This is a genomic window from Streptacidiphilus sp. MAP5-3, from assembly GCF_041262505.1.
Classification (GTDB): domain Bacteria; phylum Actinomycetota; class Actinomycetes; order Streptomycetales; family Streptomycetaceae; genus Streptacidiphilus.
Genome location: NZ_JBGCCL010000042.1, coordinates 34,156 through 47,393 on the forward strand (window position 1 = coordinate 34,156; position 13,238 = coordinate 47,393).

Annotated in this window: 12 protein-coding genes; 9 read left to right on the forward strand and 3 right to left on the reverse strand. The window is 73.8% G+C overall.

The window, feature by feature from the left end; translation table 11 throughout:
* Nucleotides 1-3 precede the first annotated feature (3 nt).
* From ABH928_RS34335 to ABH928_RS34360, 6 genes are all read left to right on the forward strand, one after another.
* Nucleotides 4-1,170 carry an NAD(P)/FAD-dependent oxidoreductase gene (locus ABH928_RS34335; RefSeq protein WP_370072644.1) on the forward strand — a complete coding sequence of 389 codons (1,167 nt, stop codon included), beginning with the start codon at nucleotides 4-6 and terminating at the stop codon, nucleotides 1,168-1,170.
* A complete protein-coding gene (locus ABH928_RS34340; RefSeq protein ID WP_370072645.1) occupies nucleotides 1,167-1,487 on the forward strand; it encodes a (2Fe-2S)-binding protein in 321 nt (106 codons plus the stop codon). The genes ABH928_RS34335 and ABH928_RS34340 overlap by 4 nt, the downstream gene beginning before the upstream one ends.
* The gene (locus tag ABH928_RS34345) at nucleotides 1,471-2,967 is read left to right on the forward strand and encodes an NAD(P)/FAD-dependent oxidoreductase (protein WP_370072646.1); all 1,497 of its coding nucleotides are present in this window, start codon (nucleotides 1,471-1,473) and stop codon (nucleotides 2,965-2,967) included. Before ABH928_RS34340 ends, ABH928_RS34345 begins: the two co-directional genes overlap by 17 nt.
* Entirely contained in the window at nucleotides 2,964-3,884 is a 921-nt protein-coding gene (locus ABH928_RS34350) for a dihydrodipicolinate synthase family protein (protein WP_370072647.1), read from the forward strand. Before ABH928_RS34345 ends, ABH928_RS34350 begins: the two co-directional genes overlap by 4 nt.
* A 12-nt stretch (nucleotides 3,885-3,896) precedes the next feature.
* On the forward strand, nucleotides 3,897-4,898 hold the full coding sequence (locus ABH928_RS34355) for a proline racemase family protein (protein ID WP_370072648.1): 1,002 nt from the start codon (nucleotides 3,897-3,899) through the stop codon (nucleotides 4,896-4,898).
* 87 nt (nucleotides 4,899-4,985) lie between these two features.
* The gene (locus ABH928_RS34360) at nucleotides 4,986-5,663 is read left to right on the forward strand and encodes a GntR family transcriptional regulator (protein WP_370072657.1); all 678 of its coding nucleotides are present in this window, start codon (nucleotides 4,986-4,988) and stop codon (nucleotides 5,661-5,663) included.
* Nucleotides 5,664-5,687: 24 nt separating this feature from the next.
* Here ABH928_RS34360 and ABH928_RS34365 read toward each other — a convergent pair whose 3' ends face one another.
* Nucleotides 5,688-6,317: a LysE/ArgO family amino acid transporter gene (locus ABH928_RS34365; RefSeq protein ID WP_370072649.1), complete on the reverse strand. Its 630-nt coding sequence runs from the start codon at nucleotides 6,315-6,317 to the stop codon at nucleotides 5,688-5,690.
* 67 nt (nucleotides 6,318-6,384) lie between these two features.
* Between ABH928_RS34365 and ABH928_RS34370 the strand changes: the two genes are divergently transcribed.
* On the forward strand, nucleotides 6,385-7,323 hold the full coding sequence (locus ABH928_RS34370; protein WP_370072650.1) for a LysR family transcriptional regulator ArgP: 939 nt from the start codon (nucleotides 6,385-6,387) through the stop codon (nucleotides 7,321-7,323).
* Nucleotides 7,324-7,392: 69 nt separating this feature from the next.
* Here ABH928_RS34370 and ABH928_RS34375 read toward each other — a convergent pair whose 3' ends face one another.
* Together ABH928_RS34375 and ABH928_RS34380 are read right to left on the reverse strand one after the other, a co-directional pair.
* The gene (locus ABH928_RS34375; RefSeq protein WP_370072651.1) at nucleotides 7,393-8,892 is read right to left on the reverse strand and encodes an MFS transporter; all 1,500 of its coding nucleotides are present in this window, start codon (nucleotides 8,890-8,892) and stop codon (nucleotides 7,393-7,395) included.
* A 107-nt stretch (nucleotides 8,893-8,999) separates the two neighbouring features.
* The gene (locus ABH928_RS34380; RefSeq protein WP_370072652.1) at nucleotides 9,000-9,383 is read right to left on the reverse strand and encodes a nuclear transport factor 2 family protein; all 384 of its coding nucleotides are present in this window, start codon (nucleotides 9,381-9,383) and stop codon (nucleotides 9,000-9,002) included.
* Between the two features lie 148 nt (nucleotides 9,384-9,531).
* On the opposite strand from ABH928_RS34380, the gene ABH928_RS34385 reads away from it, so the two are divergent.
* Both ABH928_RS34385 and ABH928_RS34390 read left to right on the forward strand, forming a co-directional pair.
* The gene (locus tag ABH928_RS34385; protein WP_370072653.1) at nucleotides 9,532-12,336 is read left to right on the forward strand and encodes an AAA family ATPase; all 2,805 of its coding nucleotides are present in this window, start codon (nucleotides 9,532-9,534) and stop codon (nucleotides 12,334-12,336) included.
* Nucleotides 12,337-12,585: 249 nt separating this feature from the next.
* Nucleotides 12,586-13,116, forward strand: coding sequence for an SRPBCC domain-containing protein (locus ABH928_RS34390; RefSeq protein WP_370072654.1), 531 nt, complete (start codon nucleotides 12,586-12,588; stop codon nucleotides 13,114-13,116).
* The last annotated feature ends 122 nt before the right edge of the window (nucleotides 13,117-13,238 follow it).

A 13,238-nucleotide genomic window follows, 5' to 3' on the forward strand; every position in this document is an offset into this window, starting at 1 on the left:
GACGTGCCTACAGGTCTTCGCTACGACGTGGTCGTGATCGGCGCCGGGATCATCGGCGCGGCGTGCGCGGATGCGCTCACCTCGGATCCTGCGGTGCGCGTTGCGGTGGTGGATCGCGGGCCGGTCTCCGGGGGGACGACCGGAGCGGGTGAGGGCAACCTGCTGGTCTCGGACAAGCTGCCCGGTCCTGAGCTCGACCTCGCGCTCGCGGGCATCCGCCTGTGGCGTGAGCTCGCCGAGCAACTCGGCGCGCAGGCGCTGGAGTACGAGCCCAAGGGCGGCTTGGTGGTCGCCTCGGAGGCCCAGGCGCTGGGCGCGCTGCGGGAGTTGGCCGAGGGACAGCGAAAGGCAGGCGTCGCGGCCGAGTGGGTCCCCGCCGAGCGCCTGGGCGAGCTCGAACCGCAGCTCGCACCGGACCTGGCCGGTGGCATCCACTATCCGCAGGATGCCCAGGTACAGCCGGCTCGCGCGGCGGCGTCGCTGCTGCGGCGGGCACGGGACACCGGCCGGGTTGATCTGCTGACCCGCACGGACGTGATCGGCCTGGACCGGGGACGCGTGCTGACGGACCGTCACGGCACCCTGCACTGCGACACGGTGGTCAACGCGGCCGGCACGTGGGGCGGTGAGGTTGCGGCGCTGGCCGGATCCACGCTGCCGGTACGGCCCCGACGCGGCTTCGTCCTGGTCACCGAGCCGCTGCCGCCCCTGGTGCGGCACAAGGTCTACGCGGCGGACTACGTCGCGGACGTCGCCAGCGGATCGGCCGATTTGCAGAGCTCGGCCGTGGTCGAGGGCACGGCGGCGGGTCCGGTGCTGATCGGCGCGACCCGGGAGCGGGTCGGCTTCGACCGGCGGCTGTCCGTGCCCGCGCTGGCGCGCCTGGCCGCGCAGGCGACCGCGCTCTTCCCCGCCCTCGCCTCGGTGCGGGCGATCCGCGCCTACCGGGGCTTCCGGCCGTACCTCCCCGACCACCTGCCCGCCATCGGGCGCGACGCGGTCCGGTCCTGGCTGTTCCACGCCTGCGGTCACGAGGGCGCGGGCGTCGGGCTCGCCCCGGCGACCGGTCTGCTGATCGCCCAACTCGTCCGTGGCGAGAGACCGTTCCTCGACCCTGCGCCCTTCGATCCCGCCAGGTTCGCCCATCCGCAGCAGGAGGCGCAGCCGTGAGTCGCACACCGCCCGACCCCTTCGAGCTCGTCAGGGCCAGGCCCGGGGCCGGCTTCGAGTTCCGCTTCGACGGCGAGCCCGTCCCCGCTCTGCACGGGCAGACGGTGGCGGCCGCGCTGTGGCAGTCCGGCCGCCTGGCTTGGCGGTTGACCCGCAACGGCAATCGCCCGCGTGGTGCTTTCTGCGGCATGGGCGTCTGCTTCGACTGCCTGGTCGAACTGGACGGCACGCCCAACGTCCGCGCCTGCCTGGCTCCGGCCCGCCCCGGCGCGCAGGTGCGGACGCAGCGAGGGGGCGGTCATGCCGACCTCGCCTGAGCATGCCGGTCAGGTCGACTGTGCCGGTCAGGTCGAGCGCGTTGCCGCCGACTTCGACCTCGCCGTGATCGGCGCGGGTCCGGCCGGCCTGGCCGGTGCCGTGGCGGCGGCCGAACGCGGGCTTCGCGTCGCGCTGGTGGACGCCGCGCCGCGGCCCGGCGGGCAGTTCTACCGGCAGCCCGCCGCCGAACTCCACGCCGCACGGCCGCAGGCGCTGCACCGCGGCTGGGCCGCATTCGCGGCATTGCTGCGACGGCTCGGTCCGGTCGAGTACTTCGCCGACCACCACGTCTGGTCCGTCGTCCCGACGCCGAACGGAGGGCGGTGGCGGATCCACGCTCTCACCGGCCCGGACCAACGTCAGGCACGGAGCCTGACGGCTCGTCATGTTCTCTTCGGCACCGGTGCGCACGAGCGTCAGCTGCCCTTCCCGGGCTGGACGCTGCCTGGTGTCGTCGCCGCCGGGGGAGCGCAGGCGATGCTCAAGTCCGGCCTGGTGCTGCCGGGACGCCGCGTCGTGGTCGCCGGAAGCGGGCCGCTGCTGCTGGCCGTGGCAGCGTCGCTGGTCAAGGCCGGGGCGCAGGTGCCGTTGGTGGCCGAGGCGGCCGGCTACCTCGGCTACGCGTCCGGTGCGCGGGTGCTCGCCGCCAACCCCGGCAAGTTGGTCGAGGGAGCGCGGCACGCCGCCGTCCTCGCCCGGCACCGGGTGGCGCTGCGCACCCGCACCGCGGTCGTCGCCGCGCACGGCGTCGACCGGGTGGAGTCGGTGACGCTGATGCGGCTCGACCGCGCGTGGCGGCCGGCCCCGGGCACGGAGCAGCGTGTCGCGTGCGATGCCGTGGCGGTCGGGCACGGGCTGGTCGCGCAGTTGGAGCTCCCGCTCGAACTCGGCTGCCGCACGGTCCGGTCGGCGGACGGCGCCGCCGCGCTGGAGGTCGACGCGAGCCAGCGCACCAGCGTCCCCGGTATCTGGGCCGCCGGCGAGACCACCGGGGTCGGGGGCGTGCAGCTGGCGCTTGTCGAAGGCGAGTTGGCGGGGCGGGCTGTCGCGGGCGACCGCGCAGTGCCCGCGGCGCTGCTGCGCCGCCGCGCCAGGTTGCGGGAGTTCGCCGAGCTGATGGCCATCCGCCATGCGCCGGGCCCTGGTTGGTCCGCCTGGCTCGACGACGACACCGAGGTCTGCCGTTGCGAGGAGGTGACGACAGGTCAGATCCGCGAGGCGGTCGTCGGACTGGGCGCAGGCGACCAGCGGACCGTCAAGCTGCTGACCCGCGCCGGAATGGGCTGGTGCCAGGGCCGGATGTGCGGTCCCGCCGTCTCCCGCCTGTGTGCCGGCTACGCGACCTCCGCATCCGAACCGTACGTCGACGGTGCGTTGACCCGCCCGCTTGCCGTGCCCGTCCCGCTCGGCCTGCTGGCCGAGTCCGCCGTCGAACCGCCCCCGTCCGCTTCCCCGCCCACACGAGGAGCCAAGGAATGACCCCCGCCCCTGTTCCCACCTCCGACGAGCGCCAAGCGCCTTGGCACGGAGTCATGGTGGCCACCGCACTCCCGTTCCGCGAGGACGGGTCCGTCGACTACGACGCCTACGCGCGGCATGTGCGGTTCCTGCTCGACAACGGCTGCGACGGCGTGGTCCCCAACGGCTCGCTCGGCGAGTACCAGACCCTGACCGACGAGGAGCGGGCCCGGGTGGTCCGGGTCGCCGTCGAGGCCGCCGGGGACGGCCGCCGGGTGATGGCCGGTACCGCCGCCTACGGCAGCGCCGAGTCGCGGCGCTGGGTCGAGCAGGCGGCAGCGGCAGGCGCCGGATCGGTGCTCCAACTGCCCCCGAACGCCTACCGCGCGGACCGCGAGGGCGTGATCGCGCACTACGCCGAGGTCGCCCGGGTCGGCCTGCCCGTCGTCGCCTACAACAACCCGCACGACACCCGCGTCGACCTCGTCCCGTCCTTGTTGGCCGAGGTGCATGCCGCGGGGAGCATCGTCGCGGTCAAGGAGTTCAGCGGAGACGTCCGGCGTGCCTACGAGATCGCCGAACTGGCCCCCGGTCTCGACCTGTTGATCGGTGCGGACGACGTCCTGCTGGAGCTGGCGCTGGCCGGTGCGGTCGGCTGGATCGCCGGCTATCCGAACGCCCTGCCGCGCGCCTGTGCGGAGCTGTACCGCGCGGCGGTGGCCGGGGACCTGGCCGTCGCCCTGCCGCGCTACCGCACCTTGCACCCGTTGTTGCGCTGGGACTCGAAGACGGAGTTCGTCCAGGCCATCAAGCTCTCCATGGACCTTGCCGGTCGCCACGGCGGCCCGAGCCGTGCCCCGCGTGCGCAGCTGACCGGCCCGGCTCGGGAGCTGGTGACCCGGGCGACGGAGAAGGTCCTCGCCGAGGGACTGCGGTAGGAGGAGCGGGTCATGAAAACACGTCAGATCTACCACGCCGTCGACTCCCACACCGAGGGCATGCCCACCCGCGTCGTCACCGGCGGCGTCGGCGTGATCCCGGGTGCGACGATGGCCGAGCGCAGGGCGTATTTCGCCGAGCATCTGGACCATGTGCGGACCCTGCTCATGTACGAGCCGCGCGGCCACGCAGCGATGAGCGGGGCGATCCTGCAGCCGCCGACGCGGCCGGACGCCGACTACGGGGTGCTGTTCATCGAGGTGTCCGGGCTGTTGCCGATGTGCGGGCACGGGACCATCGGGGTGGCGACCGTGCTGGTGGAGACGGGGATGGTGCCCGTCGTGGAGCCCGTGACGACCGTCCGGCTGGACACGCCCGCCGGGCTGGTCGTCGTGGACGTGGCCGTCGAGGACGGATCGGCGACCTCGGTGACCCTGCGCAATGTGCCCGCCTTCGCGGAGCGGCTGGACGCCAAGGTCGCCGTGCCCGGCTTCGGGGAGATCCGCTACGACCTCGCCTTCGGCGGCAACTTCTACGTGCTCGTCGAACTCGACGACTACCGCCTGCCGTTCGACCGGTCCGCCAAGGACGAGATCCTGCGCGCCGGGTTGGCAACCATGGCCGCCGTCAACGCGGCGGGCGAGCCCGTCCACCCGGAGGACGAGCGGATCCGCGGCGTGCACCACGTCTACCTCGCCGCGCCCGGCTCCGACGCTCGCCACTCGCGGCACGCGATGGCCATCCACCCCGGCTGGTTCGACCGCTCGCCCTGCGGCACCGGGACGTCCGCGCGGATGGCCCAGCTGCACGCGCGCGGGGAGCTGGCGTTGGGGGCGGAGTTCCGCAACGAGTCGTTCATCGGCACCCGGTTCGTCGGCCGACTGCTGGAGGAGACGACCGTCGCCGGGCGACCGGCCGTGGTGCCGACGGTGACCGGGCGCGCCTGGATCACGGGCACGGCACAGTACTTCCTCGACCCTGCCGACCCTTTCCCCGCCGGGTTCCTGCTCTGACGCGCGGGTTCGTTCGTGTCACGTGATGGTGCAGGATGATGTTGCACAGGATTTCGCGCGAGAGGTACGACGGTGACGACGGAGCCCATCGAGAGCCCGGGCGGCGGCTCGCTCAACCTCCCTGCGGTGCAGGAGCGGCGCAGCCTGCGCGAGCAGGTGACCCACGCCCTGCGCGCGGCCCTGGTGGCCGGTGAACTCCGTCCCGGCATCGTCTACTCGGCGCCGGTCCTGGCCGCCGAGTTCGGCGTCTCCGCCACGCCGGTCCGCGAGGCGATGCTCGACCTGGCCAAAGAGGGCCTGGTCGAGGTCGTCCGCAACAAGGGCTTCCGCATCGTCGGCCTGACCGAGCAGGACCTGGACGACTTCACCGAGATCCGCGAGCTGATCGAGATCCCGGCCACCGTCCGCGTCGCCGAGACCGCGACCCCGGCCCAGCTCGAACCCCTCCGCGCCCACGCCCGCGACATCGTCACGGCCGCCCGCCGGGGCGACCTGATCGCCTACGTGGACGCCGACCGCCGCTTCCACCTCGGCCTGCTCGCGCTCCACGGCAACCGCCACCTCGTCGACACCGTCCGCGACCTGCGCAGCCGCTCCCGCCTCTACGGCCTCCAGGCCCTGGTCTCGGCGGGCCGCCTGGTCGAGTCGGCGGAGGAGCACGAGCGGCTGCTCGACGCGATCATTGCGGGCGACGTGGCGGGGGTAGAGGAGCTGATCAGCTCCCATCTCGGGCATGTCCGCAGGCTGTGGGCGCAGGGCAACTGACCGTGGGTGGAAACTGACGCAGCGTCAGCCGCCGGTCGCCAGCGTCAGGGCGACCAGCAGCATCGTCGCGGCGACGAGGCCGTCGAGGGCGCGCCAGGAGGAGGGGCGGCGGAAGAAGCCCTCCAGGAGGCGGGCGCCGAAGCCGAGGGCGGCGAACCAGCAGAGGCTGGCGAGAGTGGCTCCCAGGCCGAACTGCCAGCGCAGGGTGCCGTGGGTGGCTGCGACCGCGCCCAGGAGCAGCACCGTGTCCAGGTAAACGTGCGGGTTGAGCCAGGTCATCGCCAGGCAGGAGAGCACGGCCCTGCGGCCCGAGCGGACGGTCGGGCCGCCGCCCTCCAGGCCGGAAGGGCCGGACGGGTCGGGCGCACGGAAGGCGCGCCGCGCCGCCAGCACGCCGTAGCAGAGCAGGAACGCCACGCCGACGACCCGGACGGCGGTCATCGCGCCCGGCCAGGCCGTGACCACGACGCCGAGCCCGCCCACGCCGCAGGCGATCAGCGCCGCGTCGGACACCGCGCAGATCGCCACCACCGGCAGCACCGCCTCGCGTCGGATTCCTTGACGCAGGACGAACGCGTTCTGCGCGCCGATGGCGACGATCAACGAGAGGCCGGTGCCGAAACCGGCGGTCAGAGCGGTGAGCGGTGTTCCCATGCCCGCCACGCTAGGTCGGGGAGGTTGCTGCAGACCAGCTAAAGATTTTTACGTATCATTAACAGTCATGAAGTCGGACGATCCGCCCCTTGCCCTGTCGCAGAGCCGGTTGCCGCACGATCTCGTCCGGACGCTGCTGGCCGTGGTCGACGAGGGCACCTTCGACGCCGCCGCAGCCGCGCTCCACCTCACCCCCTCCGCCGTGAGTCAGCGGATCAAGGCGCTGGAGCAACGCACCGGGCGGGTCCTGCTGACGCGGACCAAGCCGGTGCGGGCCACCGAGTCCGGGCAGGTGGTGATCCGCTTCGGCAGGCAGCTGGCCCAGCTCGAAGGGGACGCGCGGAGCGCGCTCGGCCTGGACGTCGGGGACACGCCGCCGCGCCTGGCGATCGCAGTCAACGCGGACTCGCTGGCGACCTGGTTCGTCCCCGCGCTGGGCCGCCTCGGCCACACACCCGGGGAGCCGGGCCTCACCTTCGACCTGCGCCGGGAGGACGAGGCGCACACCACCGCGCTGCTGCGGGACGGCGAGGTGATGGCCGCGGTCACCTCCACGCCCGAGCCGGTCGCCGGCTGCTCGGTGCGCGCGCTCGGACGGATGCGCTACCTGCCCGTCGCCACCGCCGAGTTCGTCGACACCTGGTTGCGCGGCGACCCGGCGGAGCTGCTCCCGCGCGCGCCGGTCGTCTTCTTCGACCGCCGCGACCAACTCCAGGAGGGCTTCGCCCGCGAGCTGACCGGGGGTATGGCCGGTGCGGACGGAGCACGGCACTGGATCCCCTCCAGCGAGGGCTACCTGGAAGCCGTCTGCACCGGGCTCGGTTGGGGTCTGCTGCCCGAGGCGCAGGCGCAACCCCGGCTGCGCGACGGCAGGTTGAGGCGGATCGTGCCGGGGCGGTCGCGGGATGTGCCGCTCTTCTGGCAGCAGTGGCGGCTCGACTCCCCGGCGTTGGCCGCGGTGGCGGAGGCCGTCGCCGCCGAGGCGGCAGAGCAGTTGCACCGCTGACACGCGCGAGGACGCCTCCGGGAGCGCAGAGCTCCGGGAGGCGTCCCGTTCAACCCAACTGACGGACCGTCAGGAATCGTGCGGCAGCAGCTGGATCACTCCGGCCAGGGCCAGCTCGACCACGACCAGGACCGCCAGCCCCGACTGGAACGCATGGCCGTATCCGGCGGGACCGCTGCTGCCGAGCGCGTCGTAGAAGACGATCCCGAGGAGCGCGACGCCCACCGCGCCGCCGACCTGCTGCAGCGTCGTGATCACCCCGGACGCCGCACCGACCAGCTGCGGCGAGACGCGGGTCAGTACCGCGGCCGTGATCGGGGCGATGACCAGACCCATGCCCACGCCGTCGACCACCAGCCCCGGCACCAGCCACAGCACCCGCAGGGTCCCGGCCGCGGTCCCGATCTGCGCGGTCCCGATCTGTGCGGTGCCTGCCCAGAGCAGGCCCAGGCCGAGGGCCATCAACGCCGCGCCGAGGGCCACCGCCTGGCGTCCGAGTCGCGCCGCGACCAGGTCGGCACGGAGCGAGGTGGCGAAGTAGCCGAGGCCCAGCGCGGTGAAGACGACTCCGGAGGTGAGCGCGTCCAGCCCGCGGCCGACCTGCAGATAGAGCGCGAGGATCAGGAAGAACGACCCCTGGCCGCTCCAGAACAGCAGTTGGGCCACCGCGCCGACCGTGAAGGCGCGGCCCCGGAACAACTCCGGCGGGACCAGCGGTGAACCCTGCCGTGCGCCCAAGTGCCGCTGGTGCGCGGCGAAGACGGCGAACAGCACGGCCGAGGCGGCCAGCGACAGCCACGTCCACAGCGGCCACCCGTCGCCGCGTCCCTGGATCAGCGGCAGCGCGAGCGTGACCAGCGCGGCCGTGATGAGCACGACGCCGACGTTGTCCAGGCGCGGACGTTCCGGCGCACGTGACTCGGGGACGCAGCGGTTGACCAGCGCGACCGTGACCGCGCCGATCGGAAGGTTGATCAGGAAGCAGGCCCGCCAGTCGGTTCCGAACAGGTCGGCCTTGATCAGCACGCCGCCGATCAGCTGCCCGAGCACCGCGCCGAGGCCCATCGTCAGCGCGTACATCGCGATGGCCCGCGCCTGCGCTTTGCCCTGGAAGGAGGTGCGGATGATGCCCAGCACCTGCGGGCCCATCAGCGCTGCGGCGAGGCCCTGCGCGACGCGCCCACCGATCAGGAAGGCGACGTCGGGGGCCAGGCCGCAGGCGGCGGAGGCCAGCGTGAAGAGTGCCAGCCCCAGCGCGAAGAGTCGACGGCGCCCCACGATGTCGCCGACCCGTCCGGCCGTGATCAGTCCGGCGGCGAGAGCGAGCGAGTAGCCCGCCACGATCCACTGGATCGCCGCCGGGGAGGCGCCGAGATGCCGCTGCATCGACGGGATGGCCACGTTGACGATGAAGAAGTCCAGCGCGGACATGAAGGTCGCGGTCAGCACCACCGGCAGCAGGCCCTTGCGGGCGGCAGGCGCGGCGGGTGCGGCGGCCGCGACGGGCACGGCGGGGTTTTCGTGCGGGAGGCGTGAGTCCCGGTCGGCCGGGACCCGGATGGCGGTCATCTGCCCTGCTCCAATGGGTCGGTGGGTGGGGTTCTTGGCACTTGGCAAGGAGGGGTGGGGCCGCGCGGGACTGTGGGAGCAGCCCCGCGCGGGGTCGGTGGGACGGCTCAGACGGACGGGACCTTGTCCAGGAAGCCCAGGACCTGCGCGATCCGGCCGTCCGCGTCCGCGACCAGCACGTCGAAGCCGATCACCAGCGGCTCGGCGGCGTCGGCGGGGCCGAGCTCCCAGGTGAACCGGGCGATGCCGTGGTGCGCGTCGACCGGGCCACCGAGGCGGAAGCGCAGGCCGGGAAACTGTGCCTGGACCGCCCCGAGCGTCGCGTCGACCGCGTCCCGGCCCTCGGCGACGACCAGCGGGTCGGTGTAGCTGCCGTCCTCCGCCCAGGTCTCGTCGACGAGCTTGCGGCGGGCGGCGGGGTCGGTCTCGTTCCAGGCGGCGATGTAGCGCTCGGCGAGCTCCTGGGCGGTGGTGTTCGCGGTGGCGTCCATTGTTCTTCTCCTTCGTCCGGTTCGTCCGGTGCGGTGTCCTGTGCGTTCCTGCAGGTCAAGACGTTACGGAGAAGGCGAGGACGCGGAATCAGTCGCGCTTAGGTACTTGTCGCACGAACATGTCGGTGGCTGTCGGTAGGGTGCTTGCATGCTGTACGGACGGGGGACCGAACAGGCCGCCATCGACGAACTGCTGCGCGCCGCCCGGGGGCGGACCAGCGGAGCGCTCGTGCTGCGTGGCGAGCCGGGTATCGGCAAGACGGCACTGCTGGAGTACGCCCGCGACGCGGCCGAGGGCTTCACCGTGCTGCGCACGGCCGGGGTCGAGGCCGAGTCCGAGCTGCCGTTCGCCGCGTTGCAACTGCTGCTCGCGCCCGCGTTGGGCGGCCTGGAGTCGCTTCCGGCGCCCCAACGGTCGGCGTTGGAGCGCGCCTTGGGCCTCGCGGATCCCGAGCCGGACGCGTCCACGCCGGGCAGCCGGCTGCTGGTCGGCCTCGGCGTGCTCGGGCTGCTGGCCGAACTGGCCGAGGGCGGGCCGGTGCTCTGCCTGATCGACGACCTCCAGTGGTGCGACGCGGCCTCCAGCGACGCCCTGTTCTTCGCCGCGCGACGGCTCGCGGCGGAGGGCGTGGTCCTGCTGCTGGCGGCGCGCGAGGGCGAGGCCCAGTCGACCGACGGCGCGTCAGGTGTCGCACCGGGCCTGGCCGAGCTGCGCCTGTCCGGCCTGGATCACACGGCGGCGGCGGAGCTGCTCCAGCACAGCGCCCCGGACGTCGATGTTCTGACGCGGCATCAACTTCTGGAACTCGCCCACGGCAACCCGCTGGCCCTGCACGAACTCCCTGCGGCCGAGCGGGCCGGCAGCGAGCCGCTGCCGCTCGCCGGACGGCTCCAGCTCGCGTACCACGGCCAGTTGAGCCGGTTGCCCGCCGCCGCGCAGACGATGCTGCTGGTCGCCGCCGCCGAGGAGACGGGCGAGCTGCCCACGGTCCTGGCTGCCGCCGAGCGGCTGGGCGCACACGTCGAGGACCTGCAGGCGGCGGAGGAGTCGGCGCTCGTCCGCGTCGAGCCGGGGGAGACGGGCGGACGGCTGGTCTTCCGCCACCCGCTGCTGCGGGCTGCGGCGCTGAGCCGCGCACCGCTGGCCCAGCGACTCGCGGTCCATGCGTCGCTCGCGCAGGCGCTTGCCGACCACGGCACGCCGGTGCGGCGCGCCTGGCATCTGGCCCAGGCCGCCACCGGGCCCGACGAGCCGGTCGCGGCCGAGCTGGAGCGGGCCGCCGAGCTCGCCGCCCGTCGCGGCGGCCATGCGGGCGCGGCGTCGGCCTGGGAGCGTGCCTCGCAGCTCAGTCCGGATCCGGCCGAGGCGACGCGCCGTCTGGTCCAGGCGGCCGAGTCCGCCACGGAGGCGGGTGAGATCGAGCGGGCCGAGGCGCTGGCCGGGCGTGCCCGCGCCCGGCGTCCCGAGGAGCCGGTGCTGCTGGCGCACCTCATGTTCATCGAGGGCCTGGCCCAGTTCTGGCGGGGTGCGCACGAGCCCGCCCACCAACTGCTGCTCGACACCGCCGAGTTGGTCGCCGCCAGCCACCCCGGCCCGGCGGCCCGCGTGCTGCTCCAGGCATACGACGTCGCCCGCTGCCTCGGCGACGAGGCCATGCGCACGACCGAACGCCGTCTCGCCGCCCTGTCCCTCCCCGCGGACGACCCGTTGGCCCCCGTCGTGGCCTACCTGCTCGACGCGGTGGCGGCCGGCGCGCCCGACGCCGAGGGCCCGGAAGGCGCAGCCCGCGACTCAGCGGCCCCCGACGCAGTGGCCCCCGACGCGAAGGGAGGCCGCACCCTGCCCGCCACGATGGCCCAGGCGCGGTCCGCCGGCGCGATCGTCCCGGTCGACCTCATCCAGGCCTGCGCCGCCGCGCTCACCGTCGGCCAGGACGCGGACGCCCTCGCCGTGACCGAGCAGGTCGTCGCCGAGGCCCGTGCCGGGGGCGTGCTGGCCGCACTGCCGCCGCTGTTGATCACGCTCGCCGAGAGTGAGCTGTTCCACGGCCGCCCGGACCAGGCCCAGGCCCACGCCGAGGAGTCGTTGGCGCTGGCCGCGGACATCCGCCAGGTGCAGTGGGCCGCGCCCTCGCACGCCCTGCTCGCCTACCTGGCCGCGCAGCGCGGTGACGAGGCTGCCTGCCGCACGGCCCTGCATGCTGCCTCGGCCGAGGCACGCGGCGGCGCCTCCGCACGGGTCGGCGCGCCGTGGCAGCAGTGGGCCGAGGGCCTGCTCGACCTCGGTCAGGGCCGCGCGGAGGAGGCGCTCGCCTTCCTGGGCACGCTGGTACGCGGCCCGGACAGGGGCCACGTCGGCGTGCTGCGCGCCGTCCCTGACGCGCTGGAGGCTGCCGTCCGGATCCGCGAGGGCGAGGCGTTGGCCGAGCCGCTGACCCGCTTCGAACGCTGGGCTGAGCGGTCCCAACAGCCCTGGGCGCGTGCACTGGTGTTGCGCTGTCACGCCCTGCTGGCCCCGGAGGAGTTCGCCGAGCGGCTCTTCCTCGACGCCCTGTCGCTCCACAGCGGGTCCGGCCGGCCCTGGGAGGAGGCCCGCACGGCGCTGCTCTACGGCGAGTGGCTGCGGCGTGCCCGGCGCAAGACGGAGGCCCGCATGCCGCTCCGCGCCGCCGCCCGCGCCTTCGACGCCCTGGGCGCGACACCGTGGGCCGACCGCGCCCGCACCGAGCTCGACGCCTCCGGCGCAGCGACCGCGGAGCCGCGAACCGCAGGGCCGCTGGCCGGCCTGACGCCGCAGGAGACGCAGATCGTCCGCCTCGCCGCGCAGGGCCTCTCCAACCGGGACATCGCCGCCCAGCTCTTCCTCAGCTCCCGGACGGTCGGCTACCACCTCTACAAGGCCTACCCCAAGCTCGGCGTCGCCTCCCGGGGCGAGCTCGCCGCGCTGGTCTGACAGGAGCGCCGACGACCGGCGACCGACGACCCACGACAACGCGGCGAGGCGGGTGCTCTCACACCGCAGGCCGATCCGGCCTGGTCCATAAGACAGGCCCCGGCCGCCGAGCACGGGATCGACGTCCTCCGCGCGGGCATTGGCACCCTGCTCAGCAAGGAGCTCCCGGCTGGCAGCACGTGAGCGTGCGACACGACCGGGGCGATGCAATGGCGAGCCGGAACCGCAACGGCGGGCGATGATCGGAGGGTGTCCGCCACCTCCAGCGACCCTCGGCTCGACGGCAGCGTCGTCGCGATCGACGCGGGTCACCAGGCCGTGTGCTTCTACCGTCACTACCCGCACCCCGTGGCCGAGGTCTGGCGCCACGTGTCGCGTCCGTCCCTGCTCCGGCGCTGGCTCGCCGCCGCCGACCGGCTGGACCCGGCGGAGGGCGGCGCTGTGGTGCTCCGCTGGCTGAACACCGATCCCGAGGGCCGCACCGTGATCGCCGCCGGCACGGTGACCGCCTACGACCCTCCGTCCCTGCTCCAACTCGATCTCGACCCGCACGGCCGGGTCCGCTTCGAGCTCACCGACGAGGGCGGCGGCACGGCTCTCGCCTTCAGCGCGCGCCTGCCCGCGCCGATCGAGGAGCCCGCACAGATCCTCGCCGGCTGGCACCTCCACCTCGACTACCTCGCCCGGGCCCTGGCGGGCGGCGCGGTCGACTGGCAGTCCTGGGATCCGGCCGCGGAGTGGGAACCGCTCCGCGCCGCCTACGCCGAGGCCCTCGGCTAGCTGTATTGACCACGAGCGTCGGTCCTAGGGGCTTGATCATGACGAAGACCTCCGGTGTGGTGGAGGTGTCTAGGCTTCACCGCACACACGGAGGTCTTCGTGTCCCACCGTAATGCCCGGTT

Excerpts from the sequence above, each read along its gene's own strand:
- ABH928_RS34385 (WP_370072653.1), top strand. The coding sequence starts at position 9,532 with ATGCTGTACGGACGGGGGACCGAACAGGCCGCCATCGACGAACTGCTG.
- ABH928_RS34375 (WP_370072651.1), bottom strand. The coding sequence starts at position 8,892 with ATGACCGCCATCCGGGTCCCGGCCGACCGGGACTCACGCCTCCCGCAC.
- ABH928_RS34355 (WP_370072648.1), top strand. The coding sequence starts at position 3,897 with ATGAAAACACGTCAGATCTACCACGCCGTCGACTCCCACACCGAGGGC.
- ABH928_RS34380 (WP_370072652.1), bottom strand. The coding sequence starts at position 9,383 with ATGGACGCCACCGCGAACACCACCGCCCAGGAGCTCGCCGAGCGCTAC.
- ABH928_RS34370 (WP_370072650.1), top strand. The coding sequence starts at position 6,385 with ATGAAGTCGGACGATCCGCCCCTTGCCCTGTCGCAGAGCCGGTTGCCG.
- ABH928_RS34345 (WP_370072646.1), top strand. The coding sequence starts at position 1,471 with ATGCCGACCTCGCCTGAGCATGCCGGTCAGGTCGACTGTGCCGGTCAG.
- ABH928_RS34365 (WP_370072649.1), bottom strand. The coding sequence starts at position 6,317 with ATGGGAACACCGCTCACCGCTCTGACCGCCGGTTTCGGCACCGGCCTC.
- ABH928_RS34350 (WP_370072647.1), top strand. The coding sequence starts at position 2,964 with ATGACCCCCGCCCCTGTTCCCACCTCCGACGAGCGCCAAGCGCCTTGG.